We start from the raw sequence: 22,093 nt of genomic DNA on the forward strand, positions 1-22,093 counted from the left end.
AAATAATCTATATAATACTTGATACTATTAAATAGCTTTATCTGCATTGTTTTCCTTGAATCCAGTTCTTTTGACAAAGTTATTCCAAATAGCTATTCCACTAAATATTACAATTAGTCCTCCACCAATCATCTCTACTTCATATATTATATTTCCCTTTAAAGTATCCATAACAGGTGCAGCTGATAAAACTATACCAATTATTACAACTGTTAGTACCATATATGAAATTCTAATTGCTGTTTTATTTTTCTTTGAAATTTCATAAGGTCTATTTTCATTTGGTCTTGATTTTCTAAGCTTAATATATGATGAAAACAATAGTACATAAGGGAATAATGCTGTAAGAGCTGTCATTGTAACTAACACATTGTATATAGCATCAACTGATGGAAGTAAAGCGGTTGCAACTAATATTACAGTTACTATTACAGCTTGAAGATAAACAGCTCTAGTTGGTATATTATGCTCATTAAGTTTTGTAAAGGATTCTGAAAATATCCCCTTATTTACACTTCCAAAAAGCATTTTTATAGGTGAAGCAATATAAAGTATTATAGCTCCGAAAATTGAAAGTGATATTCCCAATGCTACAAGCCTTATAAACCATGTTCCTATTCCAAGATCACTAGCAACTTTTGAAAGTGCAACTAATATACCTTGAGAAGCAGTTATTTTATCTGTAGGTAATATAAGCGTTATTGCAATTGAGCCTAAAACATAAAGTCCTGCAACCATAACTGCTGCTATTATTATTGACTTTGGGAAATTTTTCTTAGGGTTATCTATTTCAGTTACAAAATTAGCAGTTGTTTCAGCTCCAGCAAGTGCAAACATTACAGATGAAATCGCAGCAAATGAACTTGCATTTAATTTTGGAGTTAATGTTTGAATTGTGTATGCTGATGCCGGCTCATGTCCAAATACATAGACAGATACAAATGCCATTATTATAAGCAATATTGCTGGGACAGTTGATCCTAATGCTCCAACACTCGTAAAAATCTTAGCAAAAGCCATGCCTTTTGTACTTATTACTGATAGTACCCAAAATACTATTAATGATGATACCATTACAAATATTTTGCTGCTTGCAAGTGCAGGTACTCCTATAGCATATGATATATTTACAATTAAAAATGTCAAAAATGAAGTATACCAAAATATTTTTGCTGTCCAATTTAACCAAGAAACCATAAATCCTTGTTTATCACCATAAGCTTCTTTTACCCACTCATAGAGTCCGCCGTCTCTTGGATATGTTGCAGCAAGTTCTGCGCATATTAGAGCCGCTGGAACAAAGAAAATAAATGTAAAAAGTATCCACATTGGAATAGCACCCAATCCAAGTCCAAAGCTAGATGCTGTTGACTTAGAAATCCACCTTATTCCAAAAAGTGCTGATACATTCATAAATACTAAGTCCCATAATCCAATTTTATTTTTCATTTTTTCCCTCCTATTTAATTATTACCTTAAGAATTGTAATTTAAATGATTAATTCGTATAATATTTGTATAATACCTATACATTAATTACAATATTATCATATTTTCTGAAATATGTATATATTTTTTTTACTCATACAATAATTATTATACATATACTGAAACCTTTAATTAATTTCGTATTTTTTAACAAGGAGGAAAATAATGATTAGTGAAATAGCCAAAAAAATTCGTAATTTAAGGAAAAAAAATAATCTTACTTTAAAGGATTTAAGTGAAAAAACAGATCTTTCGATAAGTTTTTTGTCTCAAATAGAAAATGGTTCTTCTTCACTTGCCATTACATCATTGAAAAAAATTGCAGATGCATTAAACGTTCCAATGAATTATTTTTTTAACCCGCCGGAAGTCAATAACTTTTTAGTTAAGTCATCAGAAGCTAAGGTATTTAAAATAGAAGGTTCAAACTCTGAATTTTCAAGAATAAGTGGAGATTTTCCATCAAGGAAACTTGAATCAATGTTAATAGTAATACCTCCTGAACAAATGCATGGAAGTACATTTAGTCATCCTGGGGAAGAGTTTGTATATGTACTTAAAGGTGCTTTAATTGTAACTTTAGATGAAAAAGAGTATATTTTGGAAGCTGGAGATTCCATTCAATATCCTTCGACTATTTTACATTCGTGGCTTAATCCACTTGAAGAACCTGCGAGCTTACTTTCTGTAGTTACTCCTATTATTTTTTAAAAAACAATATGTACCCTGCAGGATAGAACAGCGTCTTTTCTGTATCTATCTTACAGGGTACATCTTATCTTTTCTTATTCATTTATTATTGATATTTTTTCATCTACTAAATCTACTTTTATATTTGATCCATCTGAAAATTTTCCTTGAAGATAATCTTCTGAAATTTTATCTTCAATATACCTTTGAATAGCTCTTCTAAGCGGCCTTGCACCATACCTATCATCGTATCCAATATTTAATATGAAATCTTTAACTTTATCTGTTACCGTTATATTGATATTTTTCTCAGATACTTCTTCTTTTACTTCTTCAATCATTAAATCCATAATTTTGTATACTTCTTCTCTAGTTAGAGGTTTAAATACTATAATTTCATCTATTCTATTCAAAAATTCAGGTTTGAAAGTTTGTTTCAATGCATCTTTTGCATGATTTTCCAAGCTATCATAACTTTCTTCTCCAAAACCTATTCTATTACCTTTAAAATCTGTTCCTGCATTTGATGTCATTATGATAATAGTATTATCAAAGTAAACTGTTCTTCCCTGACCATCTGTAAGCCTTCCATCTTCAAGAATTTGCAAAAGCATATTAAATACATCTGGATGAGCTTTTTCAATTTCATCAAGTAATATAACAGAATATGGTTTTCTTCTAACTTTCTCAGTAAGCTGTCCTCCTTCATCATATCCTACATATCCTGGAGGCGCTCCAATTAATTTTGATACAGTATGCTTTTCCATATATTCTGACATATCAATACGAATTAATGATTCTTCATTTCCAAACAATTCACTTGAAAGTACTTTCACAAGTTCAGTTTTACCAACACCTGTTGGTCCTACAAATATAAATGATACAGGTTTTCCCTTTTTCTTGAATCCAAGCCTGTTTCTTCTTATGGCCCTAGATAAGTTTGTAACTGCTTCATTTTGTCCTATAACTCTTTTATGCAGGATATTTTCAAGATTCAATAATTTTTGCGATTCCTTTTCTCTCACTTTATGAACAGGAATTTTTGTCCATGATTCAATTACAAAAGCAATATCATCAAGGGTTAATTCTACATTTGAGCTGGCATCCTTAAGTTCATTAACTTGTGTCTGAAGCTTGCACTCCTTAGTCTTTAATTCTGCAGCCTTTTGATACTCAGCATTATTTGCAGCATCCTGTATTTCATCTTGTATACTTGTAAGTTCTCTTTTTAAGTTTTCCAAATTCAAAAGACATTTATTATTTAAATTTGCTCGTGAAGCAGCTTCATCAATTACATCTATTGCCTTATCAGGTAAATACCTATCAGAAATATACCTTTGTGACAAATTTACTGCTGCTTCAATAACTTCATTAGATATCTTTACTTTGTGGTAATCCTCATAATATTTTTTTATACCATTTAATATCTCTATAGTTTCTTCAATCGTTGGCTCTTCAACTAAAATAGGTTGAAATCTTCTCTCTAAAGCAGAATCCTTTTCTATATACTTTCTATATTCATCTATTGTAGTTGTTCCAATTACTTGTATTTCACCCCTAGCAAGCGACGGTTTCAAAATGTTAGCAGCATTTAAAGCACCTCCTTGGGCTTCTCCTGCTCCTATTATATTGTGAATTTCATCAATTACTATAATAATATTTCCACTTTCCTTTACTTCTTCCACAATTGATTTCATTCTGCCTTCAAACTGCCCTCTAAATTGAGTTCCTGCTACAACTGCAGTTAGATCCAAAAGATATACTTCCATATCCAATAATTTTACAGGCACTTCTTTATTTGCAATTTTCAAAGCAAGTCCTTCTGCTATAGCTGTTTTTCCTACTCCAGGCTCTCCTATTAATACCGGATTATTTTTAGTTCTTCTATTTAAAATCTGTATAATCCTATCGATTTCTTTATTCCGTCCAATTATATTGTCTATTTTCTTCTCTCTAGCCTTTTCCGTCAAGTTTGTTCCATATTTGTCTAAGTTACTTCTTTTCTTTGAAAACCACTTCTTTTTAGTTTTAACACTGCCAGAATTATGATTATCTTTTTCTTCACTATTTTCATCATTAGACCTTTTATTAATATCAGAATCATTTTCTTTGTTTTCTACATTTTTGGCAGGTGCAATAGAATTAAATAAGTTCATAAACATATCGCTATTTGCAAATTTATCTATGTCTATTTCACCAATCATATTATTTATTTGATTCGAAAAATTTTCTATATCTTCTTGTTTTATTCCATTTTGCTCCATTAATTGATTTATAGCAGGTAAGCCAACACTTTTAGCACACTCTGCACACAATCCTATAGTTTCAAATTTCCCATTTTCTACTTTCAATGTAAAAACCGTAGCTGGATTTTTATGGCAAATAGAACATAATTGCATTTCAATCATCTCCATAACTAGTATATAATATTATTATGATGATTATATCATATTTCTTTCATATTAATATTAAATTACTTTGTTCTTCAGCATTAATAATGCCAGCATTCATTTTATACTGATAAATTTATCCTAAAATTTATCAGCTATAGTATCAGTATAATATATAACTATATAAATGTATATTCCTATTTTGCACAAAATAGTATAGTTCATAAATAATTTACTTAAAATTTAAATATAGATATGTTTTTGGTATAATGTATTTACATATATTAATGGAGGTAGTTAGTATGTTAAAACGTAATATGACATTAGAATTAGTTGCAAAATTTAATGAATACATCACAAAAATATTAAAATACAAAAGGGAAGGTAATTTCGATAAGGCTCTAGTATTAATAGATGATACTTTTAAGGAAATATTTAGGTTGAGTTTAAAATTTTTCAATTCATTTTCAGATGAAAATCTTATAGATATGATAAAATCTGGAGGAAGTGTTAACTCTGATAAGTGTATAATGATGGCAAAACTTTTGGAAGAAGAAGCTTATATATTTGAAATTCAAAAAAAAGGCGATGAATCTTTTTGTATATTACTCAAATCTCTAAACTTATTTTTAGAAGCATACATAAATAATAATACTGATTCTAATTTAAAAGAACACTTTTCAGACATAGATTTAATTGTGGAAAAAGTACAAGAATATAAGATTCCTTCATATATTCAATACAAATTAATTGACTATTATACCGATGTACATAAATATGATAAAGCTGAAGACATCATGTTTGAGATAATTGAATACGATGATTTTAGCATTGATTCCATAAAATCAGGTATAAAATTTTATGAGTCACTTCTCCTTAAAGATGATAAAGATTTAAGTGAAAACAATCTTCCCCGTGAAGAAATAAATGAATCTGTAAAGTTTTTAAAAAACAAACTGCCTGCTAATTCTTAAATTAGTTAATATTAAATCGTAAAATTATATGACACATGTTAAATAGCTTATTTATAAATCCACGTTTACACGAATCGTGAAATTTATAAATAAGCTTATTTTTTTAACTTATTTTCTACTTAACACTGCGAAGTTTACCTTTATATGAATTTGTTTTCATTATGCTGTAGACTATACCAATAGCCATCCAGCTAAATCCTACTATTTTTGAAATTTTGGACATATTTATCCATATATAGAAACAAATCAAGAAACCTAATACAGGGAATACTAGATTCCATATGAACTTCATACCCGTTCTCTCTCTTTTTCTAATATAGAAATGAACTAATACACATAAGTTTACAAACATGAATCCTATAAAGGCTCCAAAGCATACTAAGTCTGAAGCTGTTTCCAAACTTAAAATCCAAGCTCCTACTATACTTACAGCACTCATTATTATAATATTAAAGGTTGGTGTTTTATATTTAGGGCTGAGATGAGCAAATACTTTTTCAGGTATAACATTATCTCTTCCCATACCATAAAGTAATCTTACGGCTCCTGCCTGTGCAGCTACTCCTCCAGCTACTAATGCTACTATAAATGCTGTTGAGCAAAATACAACAAGTGCATTTCCTCCAACTTTTTCTATAATGTAAATAAAAGCTGAATCCACATTAGGATAAGTAGTATAATTAGGCCATACTAATGCTCCTACATAAGCTTGTAATATAAATATTGCTCCACCTATTAAACAAGTTAATATAGCAGCTCTTCCTATATCTTTGGAAGGGTTTACAGATTCTTCAGCTAAAGTTGTTACAGCATCAAATCCTAAAAATGATAATGCAGCTGTGCCTACACCTGAAATTATGCAGCCGGGTGCTGCTGTGCTGGGATTGTATATTGCCTTTGCATAAAATAAAGTACCCGTTCCTACTCCACCAATTACAGCATGTACTGCGGCACCCACAAAAGTAATAAGACATGCAAAACTAAAAATTGCTATAATTGTATCTACTTTAGCAGTTACTTGAACTCCTAGATAATTAACTGTGGCTATAAACGCTGAAAATATAATAACCCAAAGCCAATTAGGAATAGCAGGTATTAATGTGTGGGCATAAATAGCAGCAACTATATTTATCTGAAGTGGTAATAATACATAGTCTAAGAACATCATCCATCCTGTTAGAAATCCTACCTGCGGATTTATAACCCTTTCAACATAGGTATAACTTGACCCTGCTACAGGAAATGCTCCAGCCATTTTACCATAACTATATGCAGTAAATATCATAGCAAACATTCCTATAAGATACGCCAGCGCCATATGACCATTAGTTTTATTGTTTATTACTCCATAAAGTGCAAATGGTGCCAAAGGATTGATGAATACTATACCAAATATAAGAATGTCCTTAAATGTCAATACCCTTTTTAATTCCTGTTTATATCCTAAGTTATCCACCTGGATATGTCTCCGCTCTTGTAAAGCATCACTCATATTTTTTACCTCCTCTAAAGACTTTAATTATATATTTTTTATATATTTTTCTTTCTATTTTGTTAACATAATTAATATTTGCTAAAGCATAATGTACACCTCCAGTATACTTAAATTACAGTCTTACAATAGGTAACAATTAGTTTACAATAACACTGTACTTTACTTATATGTAAATTATGTATACATAATATGATATTATAGCTTGTTCTTTTTTGCAATTGGCAATTTACTGAAAATTCAGAGTTTTTCTTCTAATATGGTACCGTTATTTATTAATACATTGTTCTACATCCTGATTAATTATAAACTAATGAAGATTTCTTTAAATTTCAATTTTTAAAGTTTAATAAAATGCATATTCAATTTTAATAAAAAAAGCTATAAAATATAGACTATTAGCCTAATTTTATAGCTTTTTATACTATTTATTTTATATTTATGCCAAGTTCATCTAATTGAGATTTATCTACTGTATTAGGTGCCTTAGTTAATGGGCAAAAAGCATTTTGATTCTTAGGGAAAGCAATTACATCTTTTATATTTTCAGTATTTGCAAGGAACATGACCATTCTATCAAGTCCATATGCAAGTCCGCCGTGAGGTGGAGGACCAAATTTAAATGCTTCCAATAAGTATCCAAACTTTTCTTGAGCTTTTTCTTGACTAATTCCTATAACTTTAAACATCTTTTCTTGAAGAGCTGTATTATGTATTCTAATACTTCCTCCTCCAAGTTCTTCACCATTTAAAACTATGTCATAAGCTTTTGCTCTAACTCGTCCTGGATCTGTATCAAGATACTCTATATCTTCATCCATTGGCATAGTAAATGGATGATGTTCTGCTTCAAATCTACCTTCTTCTTCATTGTATGAAAGAAGTGGAAATTCAGTTATCCATACAAATCTAAATTCTTTATTATTTTCTAGTATTCCTAATTTTTTTGCCATATTAAGTCGTAATGCACCTAAGCTTTGGAATACTACACTATTTTTATCTGCCACTATTAAAATTAAATCTCCAGTTTTTGCTTCAATTTTATTTAATATTGCATTAGTTTGTTCTTCAGTTAAGAATTTAGCTATTGAAGATTTTACTCCATCTTCTCTATTAGCTATCCATACAAGTCCTTTTGCTCCATATGTCTTTACAAAATCAACTAACTTATCAATTTGCTTTCTTCCCATATTAGCAGATTCCGGAACCTTTATTCCACGTACTGATCCACCGTTTTCAATGGCATTTTGAAATACTTTAAAATCTATATCTTTTACAGCATCTGTTAAGTTATTTATTTCCATATCAAACCTTAAATCAGGTTTATCGCTTCCATATTTCTCCATAGCAGTTTTATATGTCATTCTCTCAATTGGAAGTTTTACGTCTGCTCCAGCTATTTCCTTAAATACTCTTTGTATAAGTTTTTCATTTAAGTTTATAACATCGTCTTCTTCTACAAATGAAAGTTCCATATCAACTTGTGTAAATTCAGGCTGTCTGTTTGCCCTTAAATCTTCATCTCTAAAGCACTTTGCTATTTGAAAGTATCTATCATATCCAGATACCATTAAAAGCTGTTTATATAATTGAGGTGACTGCGGCAGAGCATAAAAATTTCCTGGAAAATTTCTGCTTGGTACGAGATAATCTCTAGCACCTTCTGGAGTACTTCTGCCAAGTACTGGTGTTTCCATTTCAAGAAAGCCATTTTCATCCATAAAATCTCTAATTACTTTTGTGGTTTTATGTCTTGTCATAAATATCTTCTGCATATCTGGTCTTCTCAAATCTAGATATCTATATTTAAGTCTTACACTTTCTGCAGCATCTAATCCTTCTTTTATGTATATTGGTGGAGTTTCAGATTCTGATAATATCTTTATGTATTCTCCTCTTAATTCTACCATACCTGTTGGAAGATCCTTATTTGGAGATTGTCTCTTTACAATAGTTCCTGTAACAGCTATACAGTATTCTGACCTTACATCATCTGACTTTTCAAAAGCATCTTTATCTATTTCTTCTCCAAATACTACTTGAAGTATGCCTGTTCTATCTCTTAAATCTATGAATATAAGACCACCTAAATTTCTTTTTCTCTGAACCCAACCCATTACGGTAACTTTACTATCTACGTTAGATTCCCTAAGTTTACCGCACATTATGGTCCTTTTGAGTCCTCTTAATGATTCACCCATTCTTATTTCCTCCAATTCATATAATAATTGCTTATATCTATATATAATCTAACTAAAACAATTAGTAATTTAATTAGAATAATACACTAAATTATGTACTAGTTTTCATTTACTATCTTAGCTATTTCTCTCAAATCATTTATGTTTATTTCAAACTGTTTTCCATCTTCCATTCTCTTTAACTTGGCAGTACCCGACTCAAGTTCATTATCACCAATTATTAAAGTAAATCTTACATCTATTTTATTGGCATACTTCATCTCTGCTTTTACGCTTCTATTCATGTGATCACATTCACACTTTAAGCCTTCTTCTCTCAGTCTGTTTATAATCTTCAAGACTTCCATCTTGGCATCCACGCCAATTGATCCAATGTACAAATCTATATAAGGTTCTTTTGGTATTTCTATTCCATTTTCCTCAAGAGTAAGTATTGTTCTTTCTATTCCCATACCAAATCCAACAGCTGGCATAGATGGACCGCCAACTTCCTCTATAAGGTAATCATACCTTCCCCCGCCGCATATTGTAATTCCTTTATGTATTATTTCAAATACAGTTTTACTATAATAATCAAGTCCTCTTACAATAAGTGGATCTACTTCGTATCCTATACCCATAGCTGTAAGGGATTTTTTTAAATTCTCAAAGTGTGCCTTACATTCATCACAAATATAATCAAGTATGACAGGAGCATTCTTTACTATTTTTTTACAACTTGATACCTTACAATCAAGTATTCTCATAGGATTCTTCTCAAATCTAGTCTTACATGTATCACACAGCTTATCATAATTGTCAGATAAGAACTTCTTTAAAGCATCATTATATTTCTTCCTGCACTTTGGACATCCTATGCTGTTTATGTTGAGCTTAATATCCTTTACTCCAAGTTCCTTATAAACTCTCATAGCAAGGCTTATTATCTCTGCATCTAGAGAAGCTGCTTGAGATCCAAATACTTCTACTCCAAATTGATGATGTTCTCTAAGTCTCCCTTTTTGAACATTTTCATATCTAAATACAGGTGTAAAATAAAAAAGTTTTGTTGGCTGTGCTTCATTATAAAGGCTGCTTTCTACAAATGCCCTTACTGCAGGTGAAGTACCTTCTGGCTTAAGAGTTATACTTCTTCCTGCCCTATCATTAAAAGTATACATTTCTTTTTGTACTACATCTGTTGTTTCCCCAACACCTCTTTGAAATAATTCTGTATGTTCAAATATAGGTGTTCTTATTTCCCTGCACCCATATGATGATGCTATTTTTTTAAACTTATTTTCTAAGTACTGCCACTTATATGATTCTGCTGGCAGTATATCTTTAGTACCTTTCGGAGCTTGTATATTACTCATATTTAATTTCCTCCTCTTTATATAATGTATTTAACAATTTAACTTTTTTATCTATCATCTCATCAACTCTTTTTATGTATTCCCTTACATCCTTGACATTAAAATGACGCTCTATCCTATTTTCATCTAAGAAGACTACTTTTGATACAGCATCTGCACCACAAGCTATGATAGTTTGTCTTTCCTCAATCATTTGAATATTGTATAAACCTTCTTTACCGCATTTGGCATAACCTACATTCTCCATATTGCCAACCATATTCTTTTGCCTGTACATGTAGTAAGGATTCATATTAATCTTTTTAGATAAATTAATTGTTTCTTCATACATAAGGTTTAATTCATGTTGATCTGGAACAGCAAAACTTACGTTGTTAACCATATTTTCATGAAGTCTTGAACCTCTTTTTACAGACAAACCGTGTACAGTAAGATTATCTGGATCAAGTTTTTCTATACATTCACAAGTTTTCTTTATGCTGTTTAAGTTTTCGCCTGGAAGTCCAACTATTATATCCATGTTTATATTGTTAAAGCCGCAGTTCCTTGCCATATTAAATTTATCTATTACATCCTTAGAACTGTGTCTTCTGCCAATGAGATTCAAAGTTTCATCATTCATGGTTTGTGGATTTATGCTTATTCTATCTACCTTATATTTTTTCATACTTTCCAATTTACTTAAAGTTATACTATCTGGTCTTCCACATTCTACTGTAAATTCTTTTATTTGATTTTTGCATACAAAACTATTATATATTTGATGCATAACTTTTTCAAATTGTTCATCATTAATTGAAGTTGGAGTACCTCCTCCAAAGTAAATACACTCAACATTTAAATTCATCTTTTTTATGTAAGAAGCTGTCTTAGTTAATTCATTACATAGACATTCCAAATATTTAGGAACAATCTTTTTACATCTGTCAATTGGATTTGATGCAAATGAACAATATAAACATCTGCTAGGACAAAATGGCATTCCAACATAAATACTGATACTTTTCTTATCCCTATTTACAAATTTACTTTCTAATTTAGCTATATCAATACACAATTTTGCTTTATCTTCCCTTGTATCATAGTGATATTTAAAATAGTCTATTATATGATTATAATCTTTTCCTTCTTTTAAGAGCTCAAGGGCTATCTTACTTGGTCTTATTCCAACTAATGTTCCCCACGGAAGTTCTTTTTTCTTTTCAGCTGAAAGGTATTCAAAAACTGCCTTTTTAACAACTTGTTTGATTTTAAGTCCTTTATAAAATTCAAAACTTTTACAATTGGTTCCATTAGAAATAACTACAGTGTCTTCTAATACATCAACACTGTAGTTCCAATTTTCACTTGAAAATTCTATATTGCAAAAATTATAAAAGATATTGAACAATTGATAAACATCATATCTAAAGTCCATATTATTAAGTTTTATTACAATTGTCTTTAATGAATTCATTATCTATAATTTATCCTCCAATTCAACAAATCACGTAAGCTATTTAATCCAAATATAATTTATAAAAATGGATTATTCATTTTTTCACTTTGTATACTGCTTTTAGGACCGTGGCCGGGATAAACAATAGTTTTATCTGGAAGTACTATTAATTTTTCTTTAACACTTTTTATTATACTATTGTAATCTCCACCGCCAAAGTCAGTCCTTCCAATGGACCCTGCAAACAAGGTATCTCCTGTGAAAACAACATTATCCATTAAGAATGAAACTCCCCCGGGTGTATGTCCTGGAGTATATATACACTTTATAGTTGTATCTCCTATCTTAAATTCATCACCATCATCTATATACTTGTCAACTTTTCCAATTATATCTCCATACATAAATTCTCCATTTTCAATCATCTTATAGTCTTTTTCATGCATATATATTGGTGCGCCAAACTTTTCCTTCATGTAAAAAGCTCCTCCTGTATGATCTGCATGACCATGCGTAAGCAAAATATATTTTAAATTGCCAACAATATACTTCGATAAAACATCACCATCTCCACCTGGATCTATAACCACAGTTTCTTTAGTCTTATCATCCGTTATTATATAACAATTGGCTGAGTAAACTCCAACAGGCATTGATTTTATATTCATAACTTTTCCTCCCACTTACACCTTGAATTTTAAAATGTTTTTTTACTATCAATCAATATTGTAACTGGTCCATCATTTTCTATAGTAACCATCATATCTGCTCCGAACTTTCCAGTTTCAACTTTTTGTATTGACTCTTTACATTGTCTTACAAATTCATCATACATCTTTTCTGCTTTTTCTCCACCTAGGGCTTCTATAAAACTTGGTCTTCTTCCATGTCTGCAGTCTCCATAAAGCGTAAATTGTGAAACTATTAAAAGTTCTCCTTGAACATCCTTAATTGATTTGTTTAACTTACCATTTTCATCTTCAAATACCCTTAAATTTACTATTTTATCTCTTAAGTAAGTAATATCATTAAGAGTATCCTCCTTAGATATACCTAATAAAACATTGAAACCATTCTCTATTTCTCCAGCAACTTTTCCACCTATTTCAACTTTTGAATGTTTAACTCTCTGTACTACTGCACGCATTTAAATTCCCCCTCTCTTGAATTTAATTTTTAGTTCTGTAAACATCTATAACGCCCTTCATCTTCTTTATTTTTTTCATTACGTCTTTTAAATCATCTGTATTAATTATCTTAAGTTTTACACTTATCATAACTATTGAATTCCTGGGCGGCTGAGTATTTATAGAATATAAATACGTCTTGCTATCACTTATTATTTCCATACACTCCGCCAATAATCTGTCTCTATCTTCACACTTAATCATTATCTCTGCAATATACTCAGCACCTTTAGGTGATCCCCACCTTACATCAACTACTTTGTTTTCTTCTTTTTTAATCAAAAATTGCACATTTTTGCAATTACTTCTGTGGATTGAAACTCCTCTTCCCTTTGTTATATAACCTATTATTGAATCACCTGGAACTGGATTACAGCATTTAGCAAACCTAACAAGTAAATTACTTTCTCCCTTTACTATTACAGCAGGTGATTTAGATTTACCTCTGCCGTGTTTTGTACCTTTGTTTAAATGTTCTTCTATAACTTCTAGATTACTCATGTCATAATTTTTACTTTTAACATAACTATCTCTCAGTTTAAATACTACAGTAGATGTAATTACTGCACCAACTCCAACTGCTGCATACAAATCTTCAATGGATTTCATATTATATCTCTTTAAAATATCATTCAAAACTTCTTCTTTGGCAATTTCCCCAAAGTTATATCCCTGCTTTTTTGCTGCTTTTTCTAAAAGTTCTTTACCCTTACTTACATTCTCTTCCCTTTTAGCTTTTTTAAACCAAGCTTTAATTTTGCTTTTAGCTTGATTGCTTTTAACTATATTAAGCCAATCTATACTTGGCCCTTTAGGAGTAGTAGCTGCAAGGACTTCAACTATTTCACCAGTCTTTAAATTGTAATCTAAAGGAACCATCTTTCCATTTACTTTCGCTCCAACACATCTATTTCCTATATCAGTATGAATCTTATAAGCAAAGTCTATAGGAGTTGCATCATATGGTAAATTTATTACTTTCCCTTTAGGCGTGAACACAAAAACCTCATCTGAAAACAAGTCTATTTTAAAGCCTTCCATAAATTCTTCTGCATCAGAAGTTTCTGTTTGCCATTCCAGTATTTCTCTAAGCCATGTTAACTTTTTATCTATATCTTCTGCTGTGGTTACTCCCTCTTTATACTTCCAATGAGCTGCTATACCATATTCAGCAGTTCTGTGCATTTCAAATGTCCTTATCTGTATCTCAAATGGTTTGCCCTGCGGCCCTATTACAGTTGAATGAAGTGATTGATACATATTGGGCTTAGGCATTGCAATATAGTCTTTAAATCTGCCCGGTATGGGCTTATATATGGTATGAACTATTCCAAGTGCTGCATAACAATCCTTAACACTATCTACTAATATTCTAACTGCTGTTAAATCAAAAATTTGATCGATGGTTTTATTTTTATTTACCATTTTTCTGTATATACTGTAAAAGTGTTTAGGTCTTCCATCTATATCAGCACCTATATTTGATTTATCTAAATTTTGTCTAAGCTGTTCTATTATTTCAGCTATATACTTTTCACGTTCTTCTCTTTTTTCAGCTATTTTTCTAACTATGAAGTAGTATTCATTTGGATTTATATATCTAAAAGCCAGATCTTCCAATTCCCATTTAATTTTGGACATACCCAATCTATGTGCTAGTGGAGCATAAATATCAAATGTTTCTTTTGATTTTTCTTTCTGCTTTTCAACAGGCATATATTTTAATGTCCTCATATTGTGAAGCCTATCTGCAAGCTTTATTAAAATAACTCTTATATCCTTTGCCATAGCTAAAAGCATCTTTCTAACATTGTCTGCTTGCTCTTCTTCTTTTGTCTTATACTGTATTTTGCCAAGCTTAGTTACTCCATCTACTAAGTTAGCAACCTCTTTACTAAATTCTCTAGATATATCCTCATAGGTATAACTAGTATCTTCTATAACATCATGCAGCAAACCTGCTGTTATAGTACTAGTATCCATCCCCATGTCTGCTAATATGCACGCAACTTCTACAGGATGTACTATATATGGTTCACCTGATTCTCTTTTTTGAAATTTATGTGCTTCATATGCCAAATTATAAGCTTTTTTAACCATTTTCTTATCAACATTATTACAATTCTTATCTATTTTTTCAATTAATTTATCCAGCATATTACTACTCCCTTAAAATCAATGGCTGGTTAACAAAACCAGCCATTATTTTTTAATAATATTATATTATATCATGTAGAAACTTGCAATTTTTAAAATTAATGGACTACAAATTATATTGTACTAAAGACTTAACATCATATTTTTTCAACTTTTCTTTCCCTTTTAAATCAGTTAATTCAATTACAAAATCTATTGTTACAACATTTCCTCCAACTTGTTCTACAAGCTTAGCTGCTGAACTTATTGTACCTCCTGTTGCAAGTAAATCGTCTACTATTGCGACTCTTTGACCTTTCTTTATGGCATCCTTGTGCATTTCTAACTCATCACTGCCATATTCTAATTTATAACTTGCACTTATAGTTTCACAAGGTAATTTTCCCTTTTTCCTCACAGGAACGAATCCTGCCCCAATAGCGTAAGCTATAGGAGCACCAAATAAAAACCCCCTAGCTTCTGGTCCAATTACAATATCTATATCCTTATCTTTTAAATAACTAGCCATTTTATCAACTGTATATTTAAATGCTTCTTTATCTTTTAATAACGTAGTTACATCTTTAAAGCTTATCCCTTCGTGTGGAAATCCTTCTATCACCCTTATTTTTTCTTTTATATCCATGTGTTTTCCCCCTCAATGTACTTAATATATAAACTAAATAGCATCACTTAATAAGTATATATTAATTATTGACAAACATTCAATATTTTAAAAAACTTTTATATAACATATTTTCGCTGCCTAATGTCTCATTTTTTAAATATTTAGCTATCTGCTCTGCTCTATCCATAGAAGATGTTGTAAATAGTTCAACAGCTATTCTTGCATTATCTACAGTTCTCTTACATTTCATTGATGATATAATGTTTTGAGCTAAATTATATATATTAAAAAGATCTATACTATTTATATTATAGACTTTTAAGAGTGCCTTCAATCCATAATTATTAGTACAATTAAAATGTGATAATCCTTCTTCAACCATTATTCTATTTTCGCCGTATAAATTTACTCCATGAAAAACTGTACCAAGTGTCACTAAATCTAAATACTTACTTATGTATCTCATCTGATAGTACATAGATATAGCTTGTGATAACTTAAATGCAACCCCTACTGCAGCTAAATCTTTAAAAGGATAATTACATCCCTTTTGATTTGGATTTACTACGACTGTATCTGGCAAAGTATCTTTACATTTATGATAATCAGTTATTATAACATCTATTCCCAATCTTCTACATAACTCAACTTGTGAAATAGAATTCATTCCGCATCCTACAGTAACAATCAATTTTGTTCCCAACAATTTTATGTAATTTTTCACTTCATAAGAATTAATATCAAATTTATCATCTATATTATTTGATACAAAATATTCTACATCTGCATTTAAATATTTTGAAACAAGCATAAGCAAAGAAATAGCAGTTATGGAATCAACATCATAACAGCCATATATAACTATTTTTTCTCTTTCATTTACAGCTTTAACTATTCTCTCTAAAGCTTTTTCCATACCTTTCATTAAAAAAGGATCAGGTACAATTTCTTCTTTATGACTATGCATGTTTGCTTTTTGTATCTCCATAATAAAATCCTCCAAATTTATCGAAAGCATATATATTATAAATGATATTGCCGCGTTTTACAAATACCCTGCGGCTAGATTATTTACAATAGTAAAATTAAAAACCTAAATATCTCTAGATTTTTTATTTTATCACATAGAATTCAATATTTAAATATTAAAATTGTTGAATTTATTCATTTAAGCTCACATTTGGAATTTTTTCTTAACTTGATAGGCAATAATTACAAAAAAACTAACTTCTTATGATAAATTTATCATAAGAAGTTAGTAGCTAAATAAGAATTATTTTGCTGGTTTGAGTTTTGCACTCCTAGAAGACTTTTTACCAAAGTGTTTTTTAAATATTACCCAAAAAGGAGTTGCTATAAATATTGAGGAATAACATCCTGAAACAATTCCAACTAATAAAGGTTTTGAAAAGTTTCTTATGGATGGAACAAATATAAAAACAGATGTTAAAGTTATTAAAACCGTTATTACTGTATTTATAGATCTTGCCATAGTTTGAGTTAAGCTTGCATTTGCAAGTTTAGCTGGATCAGCACCCCTCATATACTTATGATTTTCTCTTATTCTATCAAACACAACAACTGTATCATTTATGGAATAACCTACAACAGTTAAAATTGCCGCTACAAAACTAGAATCAACAGGTATTCTAAAAACAGCATATACTGAAAGCATTATTAATACATCATGTATAAGTGATAACATAGCGGCCATACCAAAATTAAATTCAAATCTTATTCCTATGTATAACAGCATTGCTATCATTGCTATTATTACAGCTTTAATTGCCTTTACTTTAGTCTCCTTACCAATTGATGCTCCTATATTTTCTTGATTTGTAAGGGAACTTTTCTTATATTCTTTTTTTACATCATTTACTATGCTGCTCACATCATCATTAGTTAAATTTGCACTTTTTATCTCTATTGAACTTCCATTTACCTTATTTGATTGAAAATCTTTTGTATATTTACTCACTATTTTATCAACATCAGGTTTATTGAAATTAGTTCCTAAATTTATTTCTACTGCAGTACCACCTTTAAAATCCAATCCATATTCTAAACCTTTGGCAGCCATGGTGAAAATGCCCACGAGAATTATAATAGAGGATATTGTAAACCAAATTTTTGTCTTTTCTATTATTTTAAGCATGTTACTTTACCCCCTTTCTGAAATCATGAACACCAAAAGTACCTATAGTCTCTTTATGATTGAAGAATCCAATATTTGCTGCTAACTTTATTAAAGTTCTTGTAACTGTTATTGCTGTAAACATGCTGAGTACAGTACCAACTATAAGTGTAAGTGCAAATCCCTTTACAGATCCTGAACCAAGTCCATATAGTATTACACCTGCAATTATTGTCGTAATATTGGAATCAAGTACTGATGACATTGCCCTGTGGAATCCTGCGTCAATTGATGACTTTATAGACCTTCCACCTTTAAGTTCTTCCTTCATCCTTTCAAATATAAGTACGTTAGCATCTACTGCCATACCTATTGTTAAAAGCAGTCCTGCTATACCTGCAAGTGTTAAAGTAACATGTATATTTGCATAAGCTAAAAGTACTATATATATATATAAAGTAAGTGCAATATCTGCAATCACACCCGGAACCCTATAGTATAAGATCATAAATATCATAACTATACCTATACCAATTTTACCCGCTAATATACTCAGTGGAAGTGCATTGGCACCAAGTGAGGCTCCTACAGTTTTTACTTCAACTGGTTTAACTTTAACTGGCAGAGCACCTGATTTAATTATGTTAGCTTGTCTTTTTGCTTCATCAATACTGCTGCTTCCGGCAATTTCTGCCTTACCATCAGTTATATGCGCACTAACTTGTGGATTTGTAAGCATTTGATCGTCCATATATATTGCTATTTTTTGACCCATGAATTTTTGAGTAGCATCTGCAAATTTTTTAGTTCCACTTTCGTTTAATTCAAGACCTACTTTAGGCTGTTGATCATCTTGCCCTATGTATGCATTAGCATCTTTTACATCGCTGCCAGTAAGTATAACTTGATTATCAGGTCCAACAAATTTAAGATCTCCTGTTTTAGCTATGCTATCCACTACTTCTTTAGAATCATACTTACCTGGAATTTCTATCCTTATCCTGTTTTTTCCTTCTCTAGTAACTACTGTTTCATTTACGCCTAGTTTGTTTACCCTCATAGATAAAAGCTCTATAGTTCTATCCATAGTAGTTTGATCAACATTTTTAGATTGAACTTCTTCAAGTACAGAAACTCCACCTTGAAGATCAAGACCCTTAGTTATAACTTCACTAAATGGCTTAAGTCTGTAGCCAGCAAATGTAAATCCATATTTTCCTGTATAAACTAAAAATCCTAATACAACTATACATAAAGCAAACAATATACTACTTTTTGCTTTGTTTTTCATCTTCATCCTCCTTCGTAAACAATTAATATTATACTATTACATATATTTACAACAGTCATTATATTACTTAAAAAAAATATCGTCAATACATAATAATATTGGAGAATATTTAGCCTTTAGTCCTCCATAAATTTTGACTTTAAAGCTATAGCACACTCTATCCTCTTTTTTTGCATTTTACATCCTAACGAGTAAGGCACGTGCATGTCCCCATTAAAATTATAATTGTTTGCTTGACAACCTCCGCTGCAATAAAACCTTGCCCAACATTTTTTACATTCAGGTTTACTGTATATATTGGCAGATTTAAATTCAGAAACTATATCATTTTTGAGTTTAATATTATCATCTAATAAACTTCCAAGCTTAAAATCCTGATTTCCAACGAATTGATGACATGGGTAAATATCACCTTCAGGTGTTACAGCAACATATTCATGTCCAGCACCGCAGCCGGATATTCTCTTATAAACACAAGGACCTCCCTGTAAGTCTATATTAAAATGATAGAACTTGAAATCTCTTCCCTCTTTATGACGTTTAATCATTTCTTCATATAATTTATCATACTGCTCAAATATCACAGGAAGATTTTCTTCCTTAAGTGAAAGTGGATTATCATTAGGTAATACAACAGGTTCTATAGATATTTCATCAAAACCGCTATCTGCTAAAAACTTTATATCTTCAAAAAAGTCCAAATTAAGTCTTGTAAAAGTTCCCCTAGCATAATATTGCTTTGATTTATCCCTTATAGACACCATTTTCTTTATCTTAGGCAGTATGGCATCAAAAGATCCACTTCCATCTACTCTTACTCTAACTCTATCATTAACTTCTTTTCTTCCATCTATACTAAGCACTATATTTCCCGTATTCTTATCTAAGTAATCCATTATTTCGTCATTTAACAAAGTAGCATTTGTAGTCATTGTAAATCTTATATTTTTATTATGTATTTTTTCCTGTTTTTTAGCATATTCAATAACTTGCTTAACAGTATCAAATGCCATAAGTGGTTCTCCACCAAATAAATCAACTTCTATGTTTTTCCTTGGGCCTGATTTTTCTATTACAAAATCTATTGCTTTTTTACCAATTTCAGGTGTCATGAGTTTTCTGCAGCCTTTATAATCTCCTTCATCAGCAAAGCAGTATTTACACCTTAAATTACAATCATGAGCTATATTAAGACATAAAGCTTTTATATAACTAGGTGTCTTAGTCTCATTTACGGCTATATCTCCATATAAATCCTCTGAATAAAGCATTCCATCATCTACTAATGATTTGATTTCTGAATATGCTTCTTCTATCATTTCTTTTGAATATTTACCATCTAACTTCTTTATAACTTCTGATATACTTAATAATCCTTCATCGTCCAAAATGTCATATACTAATTCATCTACTGCATGAACGGCTCCAGAGTTAACATCTATTACGTAAAACTCACCACTCTGAATAAACTTATGAATATTTGCCAACTTTTTTTCCTCCTAAAATTTTATATATATTGTAATTACAGATATACTATAAAATAAAATATATCTATATACTGGTTCTCAATTACTTATAGAGAACAAAAGCTTGTTTAAATTTAAAGCAGTAACAAAATGTTACTGCCCAAGTTTATATTAATTTTCACAAGCTAAATTAGCAACTGTACAAGAAGTTTTACATGCTGATTGACAAGAATTAGCACATTCCTTGCATCCCGGCTTATTTAAACTATCCTTTATATTTGTTTTATTTATAGTTTTTATATGTTTCATTTAAATTCCTCCATTTCCTTACGGTTTCCTGTTTGATTATATCATAAGTAATAAATAAAATAAAGTTAATAATCTTTTAAATCTCTGTCCCTTAAACCATTATATGATTTTATATATTTACTCCAATCATTCCTGAAAGAATCCCAACTAATAGTGCTAGTCCAAACCTTTTAATCCTATCAATACCCAATACCGCAGAATTTCCAGAAATTATAGAAACTATGTAAAGTACTAACAAGTATAATACAGCTACCATAATACCTATAAGCCATCCTCTTTTTTTTATCTTTTTTACAGCATATATGGAACCATACATTATACTTAAAAGAGTAGTAACTAAATAAAACATAGAACTTACTTTGTCACTAACTTCAGTAAACGTCATTATAACTGCAAATATCAACAGCAGTATGACAGTCATTATAAATCCTCTTAGGACACCTTCAGCAGCTGGAACATAACTTGTACTATTATTCTTCTCCACAAAAACACCTCCTATCTAATAGTACTTATGTAGAAAGAAGGTGTTTTATGATTAATTTTTAATCTTGTTTTTTTTCAAGTTTTTTATTTTCTTTCTTATCTTGTTTAGATTCATTTGACTCAAAACTTGACATTAAATTTAATATTCCAGTTTTATCTAATCTTATTTTTAACTTATCAGGTCCAGTCTGTAAAATAACATCTCTTTCCTGAATGTTTGTTATTTTTCCTATTATACCGCCTTTGGTAATAATTTGATCATTTACTCTTAAGCTATTTAGCATTTTATTATATTTCTTTTTTCTCTTGTTTTCTGGTACAAGTATAAGTAAATAACACAAAATTAACATAAATATAATAGGAGAAAATTGTACTAAAGTCTTCATATATGTTCACCACCTTTTTAAAATTAAAAAAATTAAATCAAATTAA

19 protein-coding genes are annotated in these 22,093 nt (G+C 30.2%); 2 read left to right on the forward strand and 17 right to left on the reverse strand.

The genetic code is table 11. The annotated features are described in order from the left end of the window. Positions 1-27: 27 nt before the first annotated feature. Entirely contained in the window at positions 28-1,449 is a 1,422-nt protein-coding gene (locus EBB51_RS09520) for an amino acid permease (RefSeq protein ID WP_123054253.1), read from the reverse strand. Between the two features lie 203 nt (positions 1,450-1,652). Here EBB51_RS09520 and EBB51_RS09525 point away from each other — a divergent pair, with 203 nt between their 5' ends. Continuing rightward, positions 1,653-2,198: an XRE family transcriptional regulator gene (locus tag EBB51_RS09525; protein ID WP_123054254.1), complete on the forward strand. Its 546-nt coding sequence runs from the start codon at positions 1,653-1,655 to the stop codon at positions 2,196-2,198. Between the two features lie 74 nt (positions 2,199-2,272). On the opposite strand, the gene EBB51_RS09530 is transcribed toward EBB51_RS09525, so the two are convergent. Beyond that, on the reverse strand, positions 2,273-4,576 hold the full coding sequence (locus EBB51_RS09530; RefSeq protein ID WP_123054255.1) for an ATP-dependent Clp protease ATP-binding subunit: 2,304 nt from the start codon (positions 4,574-4,576) through the stop codon (positions 2,273-2,275). A gap of 293 nt (positions 4,577-4,869) precedes the next feature. Here EBB51_RS09530 and EBB51_RS09535 point away from each other — a divergent pair, with 293 nt between their 5' ends. Further along, complete coding sequence (locus tag EBB51_RS09535) at positions 4,870-5,541, forward strand: DUF6483 family protein (RefSeq protein ID WP_123054256.1); 672 nt, start codon at positions 4,870-4,872, stop codon at positions 5,539-5,541. A gap of 115 nt (positions 5,542-5,656) precedes the next feature. Here EBB51_RS09535 and EBB51_RS09540 read toward each other — a convergent pair whose 3' ends face one another. The 15 genes from EBB51_RS09540 to yajC form a co-directional block, all read right to left on the reverse strand. Further along, on the reverse strand, positions 5,657-7,033 hold the full coding sequence (locus EBB51_RS09540) for an APC family permease (protein ID WP_123054257.1): 1,377 nt from the start codon (positions 7,031-7,033) through the stop codon (positions 5,657-5,659). A 428-nt stretch (positions 7,034-7,461) separates the two neighbouring features. Beyond that, complete coding sequence (gene aspS / locus EBB51_RS09545) at positions 7,462-9,234, reverse strand: aspartate--tRNA ligase (RefSeq protein ID WP_123054258.1); 1,773 nt, start codon at positions 9,232-9,234, stop codon at positions 7,462-7,464. 98 nt (positions 9,235-9,332) lie between these two features. Next, positions 9,333-10,589 carry a histidine--tRNA ligase gene (hisS, locus tag EBB51_RS09550; protein ID WP_123054259.1) on the reverse strand — a complete coding sequence of 419 codons (1,257 nt, stop codon included), beginning with the start codon at positions 10,587-10,589 and terminating at the stop codon, positions 9,333-9,335. Next, a complete protein-coding gene (locus tag EBB51_RS09555) occupies positions 10,582-12,045 on the reverse strand; it encodes a coproporphyrinogen III oxidase (RefSeq protein ID WP_123054260.1) in 1,464 nt (487 codons plus the stop codon). The genes hisS and EBB51_RS09555 overlap by 8 nt, the downstream gene beginning before the upstream one ends. A gap of 59 nt (positions 12,046-12,104) precedes the next feature. Next, complete coding sequence (locus EBB51_RS09560) at positions 12,105-12,695, reverse strand: MBL fold metallo-hydrolase (RefSeq protein ID WP_123054261.1); 591 nt, start codon at positions 12,693-12,695, stop codon at positions 12,105-12,107. Positions 12,696-12,724: 29 nt separating this feature from the next. Beyond that, positions 12,725-13,174, reverse strand: coding sequence for a D-aminoacyl-tRNA deacylase (dtd, locus tag EBB51_RS09565; protein ID WP_123054262.1), 450 nt, complete (start codon positions 13,172-13,174; stop codon positions 12,725-12,727). A 22-nt stretch (positions 13,175-13,196) separates the two neighbouring features. Then, positions 13,197-15,371 carry a bifunctional (p)ppGpp synthetase/guanosine-3',5'-bis(diphosphate) 3'-pyrophosphohydrolase gene (locus tag EBB51_RS09570; RefSeq protein ID WP_123054263.1) on the reverse strand — a complete coding sequence of 725 codons (2,175 nt, stop codon included), beginning with the start codon at positions 15,369-15,371 and terminating at the stop codon, positions 13,197-13,199. Positions 15,372-15,477: 106 nt separating this feature from the next. Further along, positions 15,478-15,996, reverse strand: coding sequence for an adenine phosphoribosyltransferase (locus EBB51_RS09575; RefSeq protein WP_123054264.1), 519 nt, complete (start codon positions 15,994-15,996; stop codon positions 15,478-15,480). A gap of 79 nt (positions 15,997-16,075) precedes the next feature. Then, complete coding sequence (locus EBB51_RS09580; protein ID WP_123054265.1) at positions 16,076-16,966, reverse strand: DHH family phosphoesterase; 891 nt, start codon at positions 16,964-16,966, stop codon at positions 16,076-16,078. Positions 16,967-17,251: 285 nt separating this feature from the next. Beyond that, positions 17,252-18,133: a protein translocase subunit SecF gene (gene secF, locus EBB51_RS09585; RefSeq protein WP_123054266.1), complete on the reverse strand. Its 882-nt coding sequence runs from the start codon at positions 18,131-18,133 to the stop codon at positions 17,252-17,254. A gap of 1 nt (position 18,134) precedes the next feature. Continuing rightward, positions 18,135-19,403, reverse strand: coding sequence for a protein translocase subunit SecD (gene secD, locus EBB51_RS09590; protein WP_123054267.1), 1,269 nt, complete (start codon positions 19,401-19,403; stop codon positions 18,135-18,137). Between the two features lie 116 nt (positions 19,404-19,519). Beyond that, positions 19,520-20,890 carry a thioether cross-link-forming SCIFF peptide maturase gene (gene scfB / locus EBB51_RS09595; RefSeq protein ID WP_123054268.1) on the reverse strand — a complete coding sequence of 457 codons (1,371 nt, stop codon included), beginning with the start codon at positions 20,888-20,890 and terminating at the stop codon, positions 19,520-19,522. A gap of 150 nt (positions 20,891-21,040) precedes the next feature. Beyond that, positions 21,041-21,178 (reverse strand): six-cysteine ranthipeptide SCIFF, encoded by a 138-nt coding sequence (gene scfA, locus EBB51_RS09600; RefSeq protein ID WP_123054269.1) that lies wholly within the window; start codon positions 21,176-21,178, stop codon positions 21,041-21,043. Positions 21,179-21,287: 109 nt separating this feature from the next. Continuing rightward, positions 21,288-21,662, reverse strand: coding sequence for a TIGR04086 family membrane protein (locus tag EBB51_RS09605; RefSeq protein ID WP_123054270.1), 375 nt, complete (start codon positions 21,660-21,662; stop codon positions 21,288-21,290). Positions 21,663-21,720: 58 nt separating this feature from the next. After that, entirely contained in the window at positions 21,721-22,047 is a 327-nt protein-coding gene (gene yajC / locus EBB51_RS09610) for a preprotein translocase subunit YajC (protein WP_123054271.1), read from the reverse strand. Between the last annotated feature and the right edge of the window lie 46 nt (positions 22,048-22,093).

Source organism: Clostridium sp. JN-1 (assembly GCF_003718715.1).
In the GTDB taxonomy this organism is placed as follows: Bacteria; Bacillota; Clostridia; order Clostridiales; family Clostridiaceae; genus Clostridium_AV.